Genomic DNA, 15,078 nt, shown 5'->3' with positions numbered 1-15,078 from the left:
TAAAGGGCTGTCGGAAAAGTCCGAGCTGGCTCTTGAACCACAATTCTGAATGCTCCCCACTTAAGGGCAGATTCCCGTCCAATAGTGGCCTTTCATCTAACTGTCACATTCCAGACATAGAGTGTTCACACGGCCTCCCGATACTTGGCCCCGATCCAACTATCCCTATCTGCTAGGAGCAAGGCATGAAACTGAAACGTTTGATGGCGGCAATGACTTTTGTCGCTGCTGGCGTTGCGACCGCCAACGCGGTGGCCGCTGGTGTTGATCCGGCAATCCCGGCTTACGTTAAGACCACTGGTGTGTCGGGCAACTTGTCCAGCGTCGGTTCCGATACCCTGGCTAACCTGATGACCCTGTGGGCCGAGGGTTACAAAAAGGAATACCCGAACGTCAACATTCAGATTCAAGCTGCCGGCTCCGCTACCGCGCCACCTGCGCTGACCGAAGGCACCTCCAACCTGGGCCCGATGAGCCGCAAGATGAAGGACACCGAACTGGCGGCCTTCGAGCAGAAGTACGGCTACAAGCCAACCGCTATCCCGGTCGCCGTGGATGCCCTGGCGGTATTCGTGCACAAGGACAACCCGATCCAGCACCTGACCATGGAACAAGTCGACGCGATCTTCTCTTCGACTCGTCTGTGCGGCGCTAAAGCCGACGTGAAAACCTGGGGCGACCTGGGTGTGACCGGCGACCTGGCCAACAAGCCGGTGCAGTTGTTCGGTCGTAACTCGGTATCCGGCACCTACGGCTACTTCAAAGAAGAAGCCCTGTGCAAAGGCGACTACAAGCCAAACGTGAACGAACAACCAGGCTCGGCTTCGGTCGTGCAGTCGATCAGCTCCTCGCTGAACGGCATCGGTTACTCGGGCATCGGCTACAAGACCGCCAGCGTGAAGACCGTGGCCCTTGCCAAGAAAGGCAGCACTGACTTCATCGAAGACACCGAAGAAAACGCCCTGAACGGCAAATACCCGCTGTCGCGTTTCCTCTACGTGTACGTCAACAAAGCCCCGAACAAGCCGCTGGCTCCGCTGGAAGCTGAGTTCGTGAAGCTTGTGCTGTCGAAGCAGGGCCAAGAAGTTGTGGTGAAAGACGGCTACATCCCACTGCCAGCCAAAGTCGCCGCCAAGGCGCTGGCTGACCTGGGCCTGAAAGAAGGCAACTGATTGCCTTTGCGGAGCCGGCCTGCCGGCTCCGCACCCGAATTTTCTAGTCCGCTGCCAGCCCTGCTTCGCGGCGGATTTGTTGCGTCACTGCACTGTCATCTTTCTGTCATACAGGATCGCTAGGGTGTGCGCATGAATGATCTGGCCAATTCCACCATGACGACGACTTCTCCCCCCAAGCGCATTGACTTCAATACGCCTGAGCTGCAACGCAAGCGCCGCATTCGCGCGCTCAAGGATCGCCTCACCCGTTGGTATGTGCTGGTCGGCGGCCTCGCCGTCCTCGGCGCCATCACTCTGATTTTCTTCTTCCTGGCCTATGTCGTCGCGCCGTTGTTCCAAGGCGCCTCGCTGACCAAGGAAGATGCGCTGACGCCCGCCTGGATGCAGGACGCCGGCAAGCCGCTATTGATCTCGCTCGAAGAACAGAACCAAGTCGCCATGCGGGTTTCCGACAAGGGCCAGGCGTTGTTCTTTGATGTGACGACCGGTGCCGAACTCAAGCGTGTCGACCTGCCGCTCCCGGCTGGCGTGACTGTCGTCTCTATAGGTGAAGACCAGCCGGGCAGCCCGCTGGTGATCCTCGGCTTGTCCAACGGCCAGTCCCTGGTGTTCCGCCATACCTATAAGGTGTCCTACCCGGACGGCAAGAAAACCATCTCTCCGGCGATCGAATACCCCTACGGTGAAACACCGATCGTGCTGGATGACGCTGGCCGCCCGCTGGAGCACGTCGCCCTCAACGCCACTGACACCTCGCTGGTGATTGCAGGCTCGGCCGGTTCGTACCTGAACGTGCTGACCTTGAGCCGCGAAGAAAACATGATGACCGGTGAAGTCACCAGCGAGCAGAAGCGTGTCGAACTGCCGCAAATGACCGAGCCGGTGAAGGCGATCTTTATCGACCCGCGCCAGCAATGGCTGTATGTGATCAACGGCCGCGCCCTCGCCGATGTGTTCAGCCTGCGCGACAAGAGCCTTAACGGTCGCTACAAACTGCTGGAAGACGGTAACGCCGAAGTCACCGCCAGTACGCAATTGGTGGGCGGTATCTCGTTGATCATTGGTAACTCCAAAGGCGGCCTGGCCCAGTGGTTCATGGCCCGTGATCCGGATGGCGAGCAGCGCTTCAAACAGATCCGTACTTTCCAGATGGGCACTACGCCCATCATTGAAATCTCCGCCGAAGAGCGCCGCAAAGGCTTCACCGCCCTCGACGCTTCCGGCAAGTTCGGCGTATTCCACAGCACCGCCCACCGCACCCTGCTGGTGGACCCGGTGGTCGACGGCCAGGGCGTGTACGGCATGTCGCCACGGGCCAACCGTGTGATTGTGGAAGCCGGCGGCAAGCTGCAACCGTTGCTGCTCGACAACCCGCACCCGGAAGTGTCCTGGAGCGCGCTGTGGAGCAAGGTTTGGTACGAAAACTACGACGAGCCCAAGTACGTCTGGCAATCGACCGCCGCCAACACCGACTTCGAACCCAAGATGAGCCTGGCCCCGCTGACCTTCGGCACCCTGAAGGCCGCGTTCTACGCCATGCTGCTGGCTGCGCCGCTGGCCGTTGCCGCCGCGATCTACACCGCCTACTTCATGGCCCCGAGCCTGCGCCGCAAGGTCAAGCCGGTGATCGAATTGATGGAAGCGATGCCGACGGTCATCCTCGGCTTCTTCGCCGGGCTGTTCCTGGCGCCGTATGTCGAGGGGCATCTACCGGGCATTTTCAGCCTGCTGATGCTGTTGCCGATTGGCATCCTGGTGGCCGGCTTTGTGTTCAGCCGTTTGCCTGAGTCGATCCGCTTGCGGGTGCCGGATGGCTGGGAAAGCGCGATCCTGATCCCGGTGATCCTGTTCGTGGGTTGGCTCTCGCTGTACATGAGCCCGTACCTTGAAACCTGGTTCTTCGGCGGCGACATGCGCATGTGGATCTCCCACGACCTCGGCATCACCTACGACCAGCGCAATGCTCTGGTGGTCGGTTTGGCCATGGGTTTTGCGGTGATCCCGAACATCTACTCGATCGCCGAAGACGCCGTGTTCAGTGTGCCGCGTGGCCTGACCCTGGGCTCCCTGGCCCTCGGCGCCACGCCGTGGCAGACCATGACCCGCGTGGTCATCCTCACCGCCAGCCCGGGGATTTTCTCGGCGCTGATGATCGGCATGGGCCGCGCCGTCGGCGAGACCATGATCGTGTTGATGGCCACCGGTAACACCCCGGTGATGGAGATGAACCTGTTCGAGGGCCTGCGCACGCTGGCGGCGAACGTCGCGGTGGAAATGCCGGAATCGGAAGTCGGTGGCAGCCACTACCGCGTGCTGTTCCTTTCGGCGCTGGTGCTGCTGCTGTTCACCTTCATCATGAACACCCTCGCCGAGCTGATCCGTCAGCGTCTGCGCAAGAAATACTCGTCGCTTTAAGAAAGGTAGAAGTCTGTGAAACAGAACTCCCTGAATGGATGGTTCAAGAGCGGCGCCCCCGGCGTCTGGATCAGCGGTGGCGCGGTGTCCATCGCGGTCATCATGACCATTGGTTTGCTGGCCGTGATTGCGGTACGTGGCCTGGGCCACTTCTGGCCGGCCGACCTGATCCAGGCCAACTACAACGTACCGGGCCAGGAAAACCATATCGTCATCGGCGAAGTGGTGCAGAAAGAAGAGGTGCCGCGCGAGCGCCTGAAAAGCGCTGGCCTGCCGGTGCCGGACCAAGGCCCGGAGTTCATGACGCGCGAGCTGATCAAGGTCGGTAACCGCGACCTGAACGGCAACGACTTTACCTGGATCGTCGGCGAGTGGCTCAAGGACCAGACCACGCCTGCGAACCTGATGACCATCGAGCGGCGTGAGTGGGGCAATTTCTACGGCACCCTGGTCAACGTGAAGCAGGACGGCAAGGTGATCGCCGAAGGCGAGGCCGCGTGGCCGGAACTGCAGGCCCGTGTCGACCGTGTGAACAAGCTGGCTGCCCAGCTCAAGACCCTGGAAAAATCCGACATCGGCGCGATCAACGCCGGCCTGGAGCGTATCCGCCTGCATGGCCGCAAACTGGAACTGGAAGGCAAGCTCGACGCCGCCGCCCAGGCCGACATGGACGCTGACCGCGCCGAATTGAATGCCCGTTACCAGGACATCGAAGCGCGCCTGGCCGACCTGCACGCCCAGTTCAACCGTGATGCTTTGACCGCTCGCGATGGCAACGGCAAGGAAATTGAAATCGGCATCGGCAAAGTGGTGCACGCCTACCAGCCTAACGCCATGGGCACGATGACCAAGATCGGTTTCTACGTCAGCAAGGTCTGGGAATTCCTCAGCGACGACCCACGCGAAGCCAACACCGAAGGCGGGATCTTCCCGGCCATCTTTGGCACCGTGATGATGACCCTGATCATGGCGATGATCGTGACCCCGTTCGGCGTGCTGGCAGCGGTTTACCTGCGTGAATACGCCAAGCAGAACACCCTGACACGCATCATCCGTATCGCCGTGAACAACCTGGCCGGCGTACCGGCCATCGTCTACGGCGTGTTCGGCCTGGGTTTCTTCGTGTATGTATTGGGTGGCTCGGTTGACCGCCTGTTCTTCGCCGAGGCCCTGCCGGCCCCGACCTTCGGTACCCCGGGCCTGCTGTGGGCCTCGCTGACCCTGGCGCTGCTGGCGGTGCCGGTGGTGATCGTGGCCACCGAAGAAGGCCTGGCGCGGATTCCCCGCACCGTGCGCGAAGGTTCCCTGGCACTCGGCGCGACCAAGGCGGAAACGCTGTGGAAAATCGTGCTGCCGATGGCCAGCCCGGCGATGATGACCGGCATGATCCTCGCCGTGGCCCGCGCCGCCGGTGAAGTGGCGCCGCTGATGTTGGTGGGCGTGGTGAAACTGGCGCCGTCGCTGCCGCTGGACGGTAACTACCCGTACCTGCACCTGGACCAGAAGATCATGCACCTGGGCTTCCATATTTACGACGTCGGCTTCCAGAGCCCCAACGTCGAAGCCGCACGGCCGCTGGTGTACGCCACTGCCTTGCTGCTGGTGCTGGTGATCGCCACGCTCAACTTGTCGGCGGTGTGGATCCGTAACCACCTGCGCGAAAAATACAAAGCGCTAGACAGCTAAAGCTTTTCAATGTGGGAGGGGGTTTGCCCCCTCCCACACACAAAATTGGTAGCACAGGGAGCCTCCCATGCAACATGACACCCATTCCCACGGCATCAACATGTCTGCCCTGGGTCGCGACAAGCAGAGCCTGAGCCTGGCCCAGGAAACCGTGGCCATCGAAGTGCCGGGCCTGAGCCTGTACTACGGTGAAAAGCAGGCGCTGTTCGACGTCAGCATGAACATCCCCAAGCAGCGCGTGACCGCCTTTATCGGCCCGTCGGGCTGCGGCAAGTCCACGCTGCTGCGCACCTTTAACCGCATGAACGACCTGGTGGACGGTTGCCGCGTCGACGGTGCCATCAACCTCTACGGCACCAACATCTACCGCAAGGGCGAAGACGTGGCTGAGCTGCGTCGCCGGGTGGGCATGGTGTTCCAGAAGCCCAACCCGTTCCCCAAGACCATCTACGAAAACGTGGTCTATGGCCTGCGTATCCAGGGCATCAACAAAAAACGCATCCTCGACGAAGCGGTGGAGTGGGCCCTCAAGGGCGCGGCCCTGTGGGACGAGGTCAAGGACCGCCTGCACGAATCGGCGCTCGGCCTGTCCGGCGGCCAGCAGCAGCGTCTGGTGATCGCCCGTACCATCGCGGTGGAACCGGAAGTGCTGTTGCTCGACGAGCCCTGCTCGGCCCTCGACCCGATCTCGACGCTGAAAGTCGAAGAGCTGATCTACGAGCTCAAGTCCAAGTTCACCATCGTCATCGTGACCCACAACATGCAACAGGCGGCGCGGGTTTCCGACTACACCGCGTTCATGTACATGGGCAAGCTGGTGGAATTCGGCGACACCGATACCCTGTTCACCAATCCGGCGAAGAAGCAGACCGAAGACTACATCACCGGTCGCTACGGCTAGGAAGCTGTGGTTCTGATTGCACTGACGCTGCGGTTCTCCGCACCTTACCGGACGCTCCAAGGACGCCAACATGATTAGCAAAGAAGGCCTTACCCACCACATCTCCGCGCAGTTCAACGCCGAGCTCGAGGAAGTGCGCAGCCACCTCCTGGCGATGGGCGGGTTGGTGGAGAAGCAAGTCAACGACGCTGTGACTGCGCTGATCGAGGCCGACTCGGGCCTGGCCCAGCAAGTGCGCGAGATCGACGACCAGATCAACCAGATGGAACGCAACATCGACGAAGAATGCCTGCGCATTCTTGCGCGTCGCCAGCCAGCGGCGTCCGACCTGCGGTTGATCATCAGCATCTCCAAGTCGGTGATTGACCTGGAGCGCATCGGCGACGAAGCCACCAAGATCGCCCGCCGTGCCATTCAGCTGTGCGAAGAAGGCGAAGCGCCGCGCGGTTACGTGGAAGTGCGCCATATCGGCGATCAGGTGCGCAACATGGTGCGCGATGCCCTCGATGCATTCGCGCGTTTTGACGCCGAACTGGCGTTGTCGGTGGCCCAGTACGACAAGGTCATCGACCGCGAATACAAGACCGCCCTGCGTGAGCTGGCGACCTACATGATGGAAGACCCGCGCTCTATCTCGCGGGTCTTGAGCATCATCTGGGTGCTGCGCTCCCTGGAGCGGATCGGCGACCACGCGCGTAATATCTCGGAACTGGTGATCTACCTGGTGCGCGGCACCGACGTACGGCACATGGGCCTCAAGCGCATGAAGGCTGAAGTTGAAGGTTCGGTTGATCAAATCCCTAATGTTCCGGGCGAATCTGACGATAAGTAAGTTGCCCGAGAAATTAACGCCCGGCCTCTGGCCGGGCGTTTTCGTTTGTGGCGCCTGACTTTTTCAGGTCGGGTAAAAGAAAGTCCGAACGTGACTGCAGAGTTTTTGGCAAAATGCCATCAGTCAGGCGTTTTGCGTGCCGAAGTTTTTATAGGATGAAGGGTCGATGAGTAAAGTCAGTGTATTGGTGGTGGATGACGCCTCGTTTATCCGCGACCTGGTGAAGAAGTGCCTGCGCAACTACTTCCCTGGGATCAAGCTTGAAGACGCGGTGAACGGCAAAAAGGCCCAGGCCATCCTGATGCGCGAGACCTTCGACCTGGTGCTGTGCGACTGGGAAATGCCGGAGATGTCCGGGCTTGAGCTGTTGACCTGGTGCCGCGAGCAACCTCACCTCAAAGCCATGCCGTTCGTGATGGTGACCAGCCGTGGCGACAAGGAAAACGTGGTCCAGGCCATCCAGGCCGGGGTTTCCGGCTACGTCAGCAAACCGTTCACCAACGAGCAGTTGCTGAACAAGGTCAAGCAGGCCCTGCACAAGATCGGCCGCCTCGACGCCCTGGTCGCCAGTGCACCGACCAAAATGAATTCGGCCTTTGGCAACGATTCCCTCAGCGCCCTGACCGGCGGCAAGCCCGAAGTGGCACGAGCAGCGCCGGTTGCGGCAGCCGCGCCTGCGCTCAACAAAGGCTTGCTCAACAGCCCGCCGGTGCAAGCGGCGACGACGGCTGCGCCGGCAGGAGGGCGTGGCCAGGGCCAATTGCGCCTGTCCAGCGGTACCCAGCAATGCGTGATCAAGGCGCTGAGCATCAAGGAAGCGCTGCTGGTGGTGCGTCGCGGCGAAGTCCTGCCTCAGGTACTGGAAAGCGCCGTGCTCGACCTGGAACAAGGCGACAACGCCGAAGTGGCCCGTCTCAACGGCTACCTGCACGCCATCGTTGCCTTCGAACCCAAGCCTGACAGCGATTGGCTGCAACTGACCTTCCGGTTTATCGACCAGGATGCGCAGAAGCTCGATTACATCTCCCGCCTGATCGCGCGGGGTACGGCGCAGAAGCATTTTGTGCCGGGTGCCTGATTGTAGTGAGCGGGCTTGCCCCGCGCTGGGTGGCGAAGCCGCCCCAAAACCAGCCGACGCGTATCATCTGAGAAAATGCGGTGGCTGCCATTAGGGCGGCTTCGTCACCCAGCGCGGGGCAAGCCCGCTCACTACAGACTGTAACGATTGCTTGCTAATCTTCCGTCCGGTCATATCGGCAGGTTTACGCCATGCTCATGCGCTTATTGCTGTGTTGCGGGCTGGCAACGGTCGCCACTTCGACCCAGGCCATGACCCTCTACAAATCCACCGATGCCAATGGCGTGGTGTTTTTCAGCGACCGGCAAACCCCTGGCGCCCAGGCGTTCGTGATCCAGGAGCGCAAGGTCGAACGGCCCATACTCGATAGGCCGAAATCCCGTTACGTACCTCAGGCCTACCGCTACCCCTTGCCCTGGCGCGGCGGCCCGTTCCGCATGACACAGGGCCCCAACGGCCTCTTCAGCCATACCGACGCCAAAAGCCGCTACGCCATGGACATCGCCATGCCCGAAGGCACGCCGATCATCGCCGCACGCAGCGGCATGGTGGTGAAAACCGAAAACGAGCAAGCCGGGCGGGGCAACGATGCGTCAGGGAATTTTGTGCGGGTGCGTCACGATGACGGTACCGAGGGCGTGTACCTGCACCTCAAGCAAGGCTCGGTCAGTGTCAGGGTTGGGCAGCGTGTCGCGGTGGGAAGCCCGCTGGCGTTGTCGGGCAATACCGGCAACAGCAGCGGGCCGCATCTGCATTTTGTGGTGCAGCGCGCCACTGAGGCGGGATTGGTGTCGATCCCGTACGAGTTCAACCAACCCGTCGGTGCATTGCCCAATTTTGCATTGGGCAATTGACGGTCAATCCAGCAGCAGGACCTTGGCCAATACGATCTTCGGCCCTTTCATCTTTTTGATGATGATCCGCAAACCTTCAACTTCCAGCACCTCTTCCTCTTCCGGCACGCGCTTGAGGGTGTCGTAGATCAGGCCGGCCAGGGTTTCGGCCTCGATGTGGTCCAGGTCCACTCCCAGCAGGCGTTCGACCTTGAACAGCGGGGTGTCGCCCCGCACCAGCAGCTTGCCCGGCTGGTAGGCCAGGATGCCGCGCTCGGCCTTGCGGTGTTCGTCCTGGATATCGCCCACCAGGACTTCCAACACGTCTTCCATGGTGAGGTAGCCGATGATCTTGCCGTCGGCTTCTTCCACCAGGGCGAAATGCGCGCCGCCTTTGCGGAACTGCTCCAGCAATTGCGACAACGGCATGTGCCGCGACACACGCTCAAGCGGGCGAGTCAGCTCGGCCAAGTTGAACGACTCAGGAATATGGTCCAGGGCCGCCAGTTCCAGCAGCAGGTCCTTGATGTGCAAAAGGCCCACGAACTCGTTGCGTACTGCGTCATACACCGGGTAACGGCTGAATTTGTGGCGACGGAACAGCGCGAGGATTTCCTTGAGCGGGGCGTTGAAATCCAGGGTGACCAGGTCTTCCCGGGAGTTGGCCCAGTCCACCACTTCCAGCTCGCCCATTTCCACGGCGGAGGCGAGTACCCGCATGCCTTGGTCGCTCGGGTCCTGGCCCCGGCTGGAGTGCAGGATCAGCTTGAGTTCTTCGCGGCTGTAATGGTGTTCGTGGTGCGGGCCAGGCTCGCCTTGGCCGGCGATGCGCAGGATGGCGTTGGCGCTGGCGTTGAGCAGGTAGATCGCCGGGTACATGGCCCAGTAGAACAGGTACAGCGGCACCGCCGTCCACAGCGACAGCAGTTCGGGTTTGCGAATGGCCCAGGACTTGGGCGCCAGTTCACCGACCACGATGTGCAGGTAGGAAATCACGAAGAACGCGGCGAAGAACGACACGCCCTTGATCACTTCCGGCGACTCGACACCCGCGGCGCCCAGCAGCGGCTCGAGGATGTGCGCAAACGCCGGCTCACCGACCCAGCCCAGGCCCAGGGAGGCGAGGGTGATACCCAGCTGGCAGGCCGAAAGGTAAGCGTCGAGCTGGCTGTGCACGGTGCGCAGGATCTGCCCGCGCCAGCCGTTGGTATGGGCGATGGCCTCTACCCGCGTGGAGCGCAGTTTGACCATGGCAAATTCCGCCGCAACGAAGAAACCGTTGAGCAGTACCAGGACCAGTGCAAAAAGAATCATGCCGAAGTCGGCGAAGAGTGTAGCGAGGGTGATGCCAGGGGAAGGGTCCATGATGGGGTTTTGCAGGTTCCGTGTGTTCAATAAGAGGTGACGAAAGGGCCTGAAAGACAGGCGCAAGTCGGCCAATGTAGCGGCTGACGGGGCGCTTGCCTAGTGCCCGCTGCCGGGTGGGGCCTGGAATGCGCTTTCCAAAACCATGCAGATCCAACTGTGGGAGGGGGCTTGCTCCCGATAGCGGTGGGTCAGTAATAGATCAATCAACAGATACACCGCTATCGGGAGCAAGCCCCCTCCCACATTTAATGCTGAGTTGTTTATGGGTTATTCGTCTATGCCGATTGCCCGCGAACGGCTCACCTGAGTCGGAGGAAAATGGCAGGTGAACGTACTGCCATGCCCCAGCACACTGCTGATTTCCAGGCGTGCACGGTGGCGCAGCAGCACATGCTTGACGATCGCCAGGCCCAGCCCGGTGCCGCCGGTGTTGGAGTTGCGGCTGGAGTCGACGCGGTAGAACCGCTCGGTCAGGCGCGGCAGGTGCTTGGCGTCGATGCCGATGCCGGAGTCTTGCACGCTCAAGTGTGCGCCCTGTTCATCGGCCCACCAGCGGATGCGGATATTGCCTTTGTCCTGGGTGTACTTGACCGCGTTGAACACCAGGTTGGAAAACGCGCTGCGCAATTCGCCTTCGCTGCCTTTGAGCAGGACGGCCGCGTCGGCTTCCAGGGTGATCTGCTGCCCACGTTGGCCGGAGAGGGCCTGGGCGTCGTTCTTGATGGTCTGCAACAGGCTCTGCACCGCCACCGGGTGGTTATCCGACGGGTAGTCGGTGGCCTCCAGCTTGGCCAGCAACAGCAGGTCGTTGAGCAGTGTCTGCATGCGTGAGCCTTGCTGCTGCATTTGCTGCAGGGCGCGGCTCCAGCGCGGGTTGATCTCGTCGACGTTGTCCAGCAGCGTCTCCAGGTAACCGCAGATCACCGTCAAGGGCGTACGCAGTTCGTGGGAAACGTTGGCGACGAAGTCCTTGCGCATCTGTTCCAGCTGGTGAATGCGGGTGACGTCGCGTACCAGCATCAGGTGCTCATTGTTGCCGTAGCGCGTCAGGTACAGCTGGATGCGTACGCGGTCATTGGTGGGCGAGGGGATTTCCAGGGCCTCTTCGTAGTTCTCCTGTTCGAAGTACTCCTTGAAGCGTGGGTGGCGCACCAGGTTGGTCACCGGCTGGCCGCTGTCCTGGGGCGTCTTGAGGCCCAGCAGGGTCTCGGCGGCGCGGTTCCACCATTCCAGGTTGCCGTCGCTGTCGAGCATGATCACCGCGTCCTTGAGCGCGGCGGTCGACTCCTGCACCCGGTCGATCACCGCTTGCAGGCGCCCGCGCACCCGTTGGTCGCGGCGTTGCAGGTGGTAGATGCTGTCGAACACCTCGCCCCACAGGCCGTAGCCGTCGGGAGGTGCTTCGTCGGGTTTGTGCTGGCGCAGCCATTCATGCAGGCGCAGCAATTGCTTGAGGGTCCAGCCCAGGTACACGGCGATACCGACGGCCAGGCTCCAGCCGTAGTAACCACTGACCAAGCCGACCAACAAGCAGCCGGTGATCAGCAAAAGCATGTGGCGGATCAGGGTGCCATGCCAGTTTTGATTCACTTGAACATGCGTCCTTGTCAGCGGTTAAGTCAGGCTCTCAGCCTTTGGTGGAGAAGCGGTAGCCAGTGCCGCGCACGGTTTGTACCAGATTCTCGTAGGCATCGCCCAAGGCTTTGCGCAGACGACGGATATGCACGTCGACGGTGCGTTCTTCCACATACACGTTGCCGCCCCACACCTGGTCCAGCAATTGGCCGCGGGTATAGGCGCGCTCCTGGTGGGTCATGAAGAACTGCAGCAGGCGGTATTCGGTCGGGCCCATCTCGGCCGGCTTGCCGTCGATGGTCACGCGGTGGCTGATCGGGTCCAGCAGCAGGCCGCCGACTTCGATGGGGGCTTCGCCATCGGTCGGCCCGGCACGGCGCAGTACGGCCTTCAGACGCGCAACCAGCTCCCGTGGGGAAAACGGCTTGGTGATGTAGTCATCCGCGCCGACTTCCAGGCCCTGGATCTTGTTGTCCTCTTCGCCCTTGGCGGTGAGCATGATGATCGGGATGTCCCCGGTCAGCTCGTCCCGCTTGAGACGGCGGGCCAGCTCGATGCCGGAGGTGCCGGGCAGCATCCAGTCCAGCAGGATCAGGTCCGGCTTGCGGTCGACGATAATGGCATGGGCCTGCTGGGAGTTCTCCGCCTCCAGGCAGTCATAGCCGGCCATTTCCAACGCAACGGCGATCATCTCGCGGATGGGCGCTTCGTCGTCAACAATCAGAATGCTCCTGCCAACCATGCTCAAAAATCCTCTTGTCATTTAACTGTCTTGCGCCGCATTAGATAACGGAATTATTGCAGTCGTGTGACAGTAATTTAGTCGCTCGGGCAATTTGCGCCTCTCTGGGCTACGCTTTGGGTCCGAATCCTGACAACCACAAAAGGAAGGTTCCGATGACGTACAGCACAATTTCCTGGAAAGCCCTGCTGGTAACGGCGGCGTTGACGCTGCCGACCCTGGCGTTCGCGGCAGAGCCGGCGATGACTCAAGACGGGATGCTGGTCGACCACAAGGGCATGACCCTTTATACCTTCGATAAGGATGCCGACGGCAAGTCAGTGTGCAAGGACCAGTGCGCGACCAACTGGCCGCCGTTGAAGGCGGAGTCCACCGACAAGTCGATGGGCAAATGGACGGTTATCACCCGCGACGACCAGACCAGCCAGTGGGCCTATGGCGGCAAGCCGGTCTACACCTACAAGGATGATAAAAAGGCCGGTGACAAGACCGGTGATGGCAAGGGTGGCGCTTGGCATGTGATCAAGCCTTGAGCCTGCGGCGCCGCTGAGACCTTCGCGAACCAGCCCCCTCCCACATTTGAATGCATTCCAAATGTGGGAGGGGGCTTGCCCCCGATGGCGTCAGCCCAGTCACCCGAAATAACGGCACCTAGCGAAATGCGTAATCCGCCACAATCCCGACAAATATCGCCAACCCGGCCCAGTGGTTGTGCAAAAACGCCTTGAAGCACTTCATCCGATCCTTGTCCCGGGTGTACCAGAATTCCCAGGCAAAACAGCCCGCCGCCGCCAGCAACCCCAGGTGGAACCACCCGCCCAGCTCAAATCGCGCCCCCGCCAATAGCAGGCACACCAGCGACAGGCCTTGCAGAGTAAGAATGATCACGCGATCGGCATCGCCAAACAGAATGGCCGTGGACTTCACGCCGATCTTCAAGTCGTCATCGCGGTCGGTCATGGCGTAATAGGTGTCGTAGCCCACCGTCCACAGCAGGTTGGCGATGTATAGCAGCCATGCGGTCGCGGGCAAATCACCGGTCTCGGCGGTGAACGCCATCGGCATGCCCCACGAGAATGCCGCCCCCAACACCACCTGCGGGTAATAGGTGTAGCGCTTCATGAACGGGTAACTCGCCGCCAACGCCAAACCACCCAGGGACAACAGGATGGTGGTGGCGTTGGTCAACAGCACCAGCAGGAAGCTGATGCCCATCAGCACTGCGAAAAACACCAGCGCCTCTTTCGAACTGATCTTGCCGCTCACCAGCGGGCGCTGTTCGGTGCGTTTTACGTGGCCGTCGACCTTACGGTCGGCCCAGTCATTGATAACGCAGCCGCCGGCCCGGGTCAGCACCACGCCCAGCACAAAAATCACGATATTGATTAAAGAGGGCGACCCCTTGCCCGCGATCCACAGCGCCCACAGCGTCGGCCACAGCAGCAGGTAGATGCCGATGGGCTTGTCCATGCGGGTCAACTGAACGAAATCCCAGGCCCTGGGGTTCAGGTGGTTAAGGGATTTGAGCAGACGTTGGTACATCAGCAGTTCTCCGGATGAGCGTGCAGTGCGTGCCAGAAGCTGGGCAAAAAGATCTCCGCGACCAGCACGCTCAGCGGCCCGCGATCGAAGCGTGAGCGGCGCCCCCACAGCCCGTCGACCTGATCGGCCGTGGGCAACCAGTGCCGTGGGTAATGGCACACCTCGATGGCCTGGCGCGTGAAGGCCTGGTCGCAGAACAGCAACTCGCCCAGCGAGCGGCTGCCCAGTTCATCCATATGCAAGCCGTCGCCCTGCAAGGCGCTGCGCGCCGCGACACTGCGCGCGAACACCCACGGTTGGCCATTGCCGCGCAAATACACCTCGCGCACCCAACCGATGCTGGACGGCGCCAGCGCCAGGGCAGCACATTCGTCATCGCGCAGCGGCTGCCAGCCTTCGAACAGTGGCGTCACGCTGAAACCGTCATTGGACAGCCACGTCAGTCGCCGCGTCAGCGAGTCTTCGTTGAACAGCCAATTGAGGGTCAAAGGCGCGGGCGCAGGGGTCAGAAGGCTCTGGATCAGCCATTGGCAAGCATCGGTAGGGACGATTGAGTGCGGCACGGTGAGTCAGTATTGGCAGCAAAAGAGGCGGCGAGCTTACCATGGCGTCCTGGGTGTTTGCCGGACTGAACCGGCTGCTTGCGTCGATCGTGCTTGCATCTGCCGGCCCCGATCAGTACAAAACGCCCTGAGCCGTACGGCAACGCGGGTCTATCGACCGTCGGCCAAGATGCCTGGACCCTGAGGAAGCAAGTAATGAAGAAGTGGCAATGTGTAGTCTGTGGCCTGATCTATGACGAAAAAGACGGCTGGCCGGATGACGGAATTCTGCCTGGTACTCGTTGGGAGGACGTCCCGGAAGACTGGCTGTGCCCGGACTGCGGCGTGGGCAAAATGGATTTCGAAATGATCGAAATCGGCTAATTTTG

Annotated in this window: 14 protein-coding genes; 9 read left to right on the top strand and 5 right to left on the bottom strand. The window is 61.1% G+C overall.

Translation table 11 applies throughout. The features are described 5' to 3' along the window. The first annotated feature begins 185 nt into the window (after nucleotides 1-185). From ACI512_RS02640 to ACI512_RS02610, 7 genes are all read left to right on the top strand, one after another. Nucleotides 186-1,172, top strand: coding sequence for a phosphate ABC transporter substrate-binding protein PstS (locus tag ACI512_RS02640; RefSeq protein ID WP_015886581.1), 987 nt, complete (start codon nucleotides 186-188; stop codon nucleotides 1,170-1,172). A gap of 384 nt (nucleotides 1,173-1,556) precedes the next feature. Beyond that, entirely contained in the window at nucleotides 1,557-3,590 is a 2,034-nt protein-coding gene (locus ACI512_RS02635; protein WP_173390418.1) for an ABC transporter permease subunit, read from the top strand. A gap of 15 nt (nucleotides 3,591-3,605) precedes the next feature. Continuing rightward, nucleotides 3,606-5,276, top strand: a complete 1,671-nt coding sequence (gene pstA / locus ACI512_RS02630) for a phosphate ABC transporter permease PstA (protein WP_015886579.1) — start codon at nucleotides 3,606-3,608, stop codon at nucleotides 5,274-5,276. Between the two features lie 67 nt (nucleotides 5,277-5,343). Further along, nucleotides 5,344-6,177 (top strand): phosphate ABC transporter ATP-binding protein PstB, encoded by an 834-nt coding sequence (gene pstB / locus ACI512_RS02625; RefSeq protein WP_015886578.1) that lies wholly within the window; start codon nucleotides 5,344-5,346, stop codon nucleotides 6,175-6,177. 70 nt (nucleotides 6,178-6,247) lie between these two features. Then, on the top strand, nucleotides 6,248-7,009 hold the full coding sequence (phoU, locus tag ACI512_RS02620; protein ID WP_015886577.1) for a phosphate signaling complex protein PhoU: 762 nt from the start codon (nucleotides 6,248-6,250) through the stop codon (nucleotides 7,007-7,009). Nucleotides 7,010-7,175: 166 nt separating this feature from the next. Beyond that, entirely contained in the window at nucleotides 7,176-8,087 is a 912-nt protein-coding gene (locus tag ACI512_RS02615; RefSeq protein WP_064053223.1) for a response regulator, read from the top strand. 191 nt (nucleotides 8,088-8,278) lie between these two features. Next, a complete protein-coding gene (locus ACI512_RS02610; protein ID WP_236383268.1) occupies nucleotides 8,279-8,941 on the top strand; it encodes a M23 family metallopeptidase in 663 nt (220 codons plus the stop codon). Between the two features lie 3 nt (nucleotides 8,942-8,944). Here ACI512_RS02610 and ACI512_RS02605 read toward each other — a convergent pair whose 3' ends face one another. From ACI512_RS02605 to phoB, 3 genes are all read right to left on the bottom strand, one after another. Next, nucleotides 8,945-10,285 (bottom strand): hemolysin family protein, encoded by a 1,341-nt coding sequence (locus ACI512_RS02605; protein WP_015886574.1) that lies wholly within the window; start codon nucleotides 10,283-10,285, stop codon nucleotides 8,945-8,947. Nucleotides 10,286-10,555: 270 nt separating this feature from the next. Continuing rightward, the gene (gene phoR, locus ACI512_RS02600; RefSeq protein ID WP_236383280.1) at nucleotides 10,556-11,842 is read right to left on the bottom strand and encodes a phosphate regulon sensor histidine kinase PhoR; all 1,287 of its coding nucleotides are present in this window, start codon (nucleotides 11,840-11,842) and stop codon (nucleotides 10,556-10,558) included. A gap of 73 nt (nucleotides 11,843-11,915) precedes the next feature. Beyond that, nucleotides 11,916-12,605, bottom strand: a complete 690-nt coding sequence (gene phoB, locus ACI512_RS02595) for a phosphate regulon transcriptional regulator PhoB (protein ID WP_003176964.1) — start codon at nucleotides 12,603-12,605, stop codon at nucleotides 11,916-11,918. A 155-nt stretch (nucleotides 12,606-12,760) separates the two neighbouring features. Between phoB and ACI512_RS02590 the strand changes: the two genes are divergently transcribed. Continuing rightward, complete coding sequence (locus tag ACI512_RS02590; RefSeq protein ID WP_236383270.1) at nucleotides 12,761-13,138, top strand: hypothetical protein; 378 nt, start codon at nucleotides 12,761-12,763, stop codon at nucleotides 13,136-13,138. Between the two features lie 118 nt (nucleotides 13,139-13,256). Here the strand turns inward: ACI512_RS02590 and ubiA are convergent, their stop codons facing one another. Both ubiA and ACI512_RS02580 read right to left on the bottom strand, forming a co-directional pair. Further along, the gene (ubiA, locus tag ACI512_RS02585; protein WP_015886571.1) at nucleotides 13,257-14,147 is read right to left on the bottom strand and encodes a 4-hydroxybenzoate octaprenyltransferase; all 891 of its coding nucleotides are present in this window, start codon (nucleotides 14,145-14,147) and stop codon (nucleotides 13,257-13,259) included. Then, the gene (locus ACI512_RS02580; RefSeq protein WP_064053226.1) at nucleotides 14,147-14,710 is read right to left on the bottom strand and encodes a chorismate lyase; all 564 of its coding nucleotides are present in this window, start codon (nucleotides 14,708-14,710) and stop codon (nucleotides 14,147-14,149) included. Before ACI512_RS02580 ends, ubiA begins: the two co-directional genes overlap by 1 nt. 195 nt (nucleotides 14,711-14,905) lie before the next feature. On the opposite strand from ACI512_RS02580, the gene ACI512_RS02575 reads away from it, so the two are divergent. Continuing rightward, the gene (locus ACI512_RS02575; protein WP_015886569.1) at nucleotides 14,906-15,073 is read left to right on the top strand and encodes a rubredoxin; all 168 of its coding nucleotides are present in this window, start codon (nucleotides 14,906-14,908) and stop codon (nucleotides 15,071-15,073) included. Nucleotides 15,074-15,078 lie beyond the last annotated feature (5 nt).

The sequence above is a fragment of the Pseudomonas petroselini genome (genome assembly GCF_045037875.1).
Lineage (GTDB): Bacteria > Pseudomonadota > Gammaproteobacteria > Pseudomonadales > Pseudomonadaceae > Aquipseudomonas > Aquipseudomonas petroselini.
Note: the sequence above shows the minus strand (reverse complement) of the source record. Positions and strands in the feature narration are given on the sequence as shown.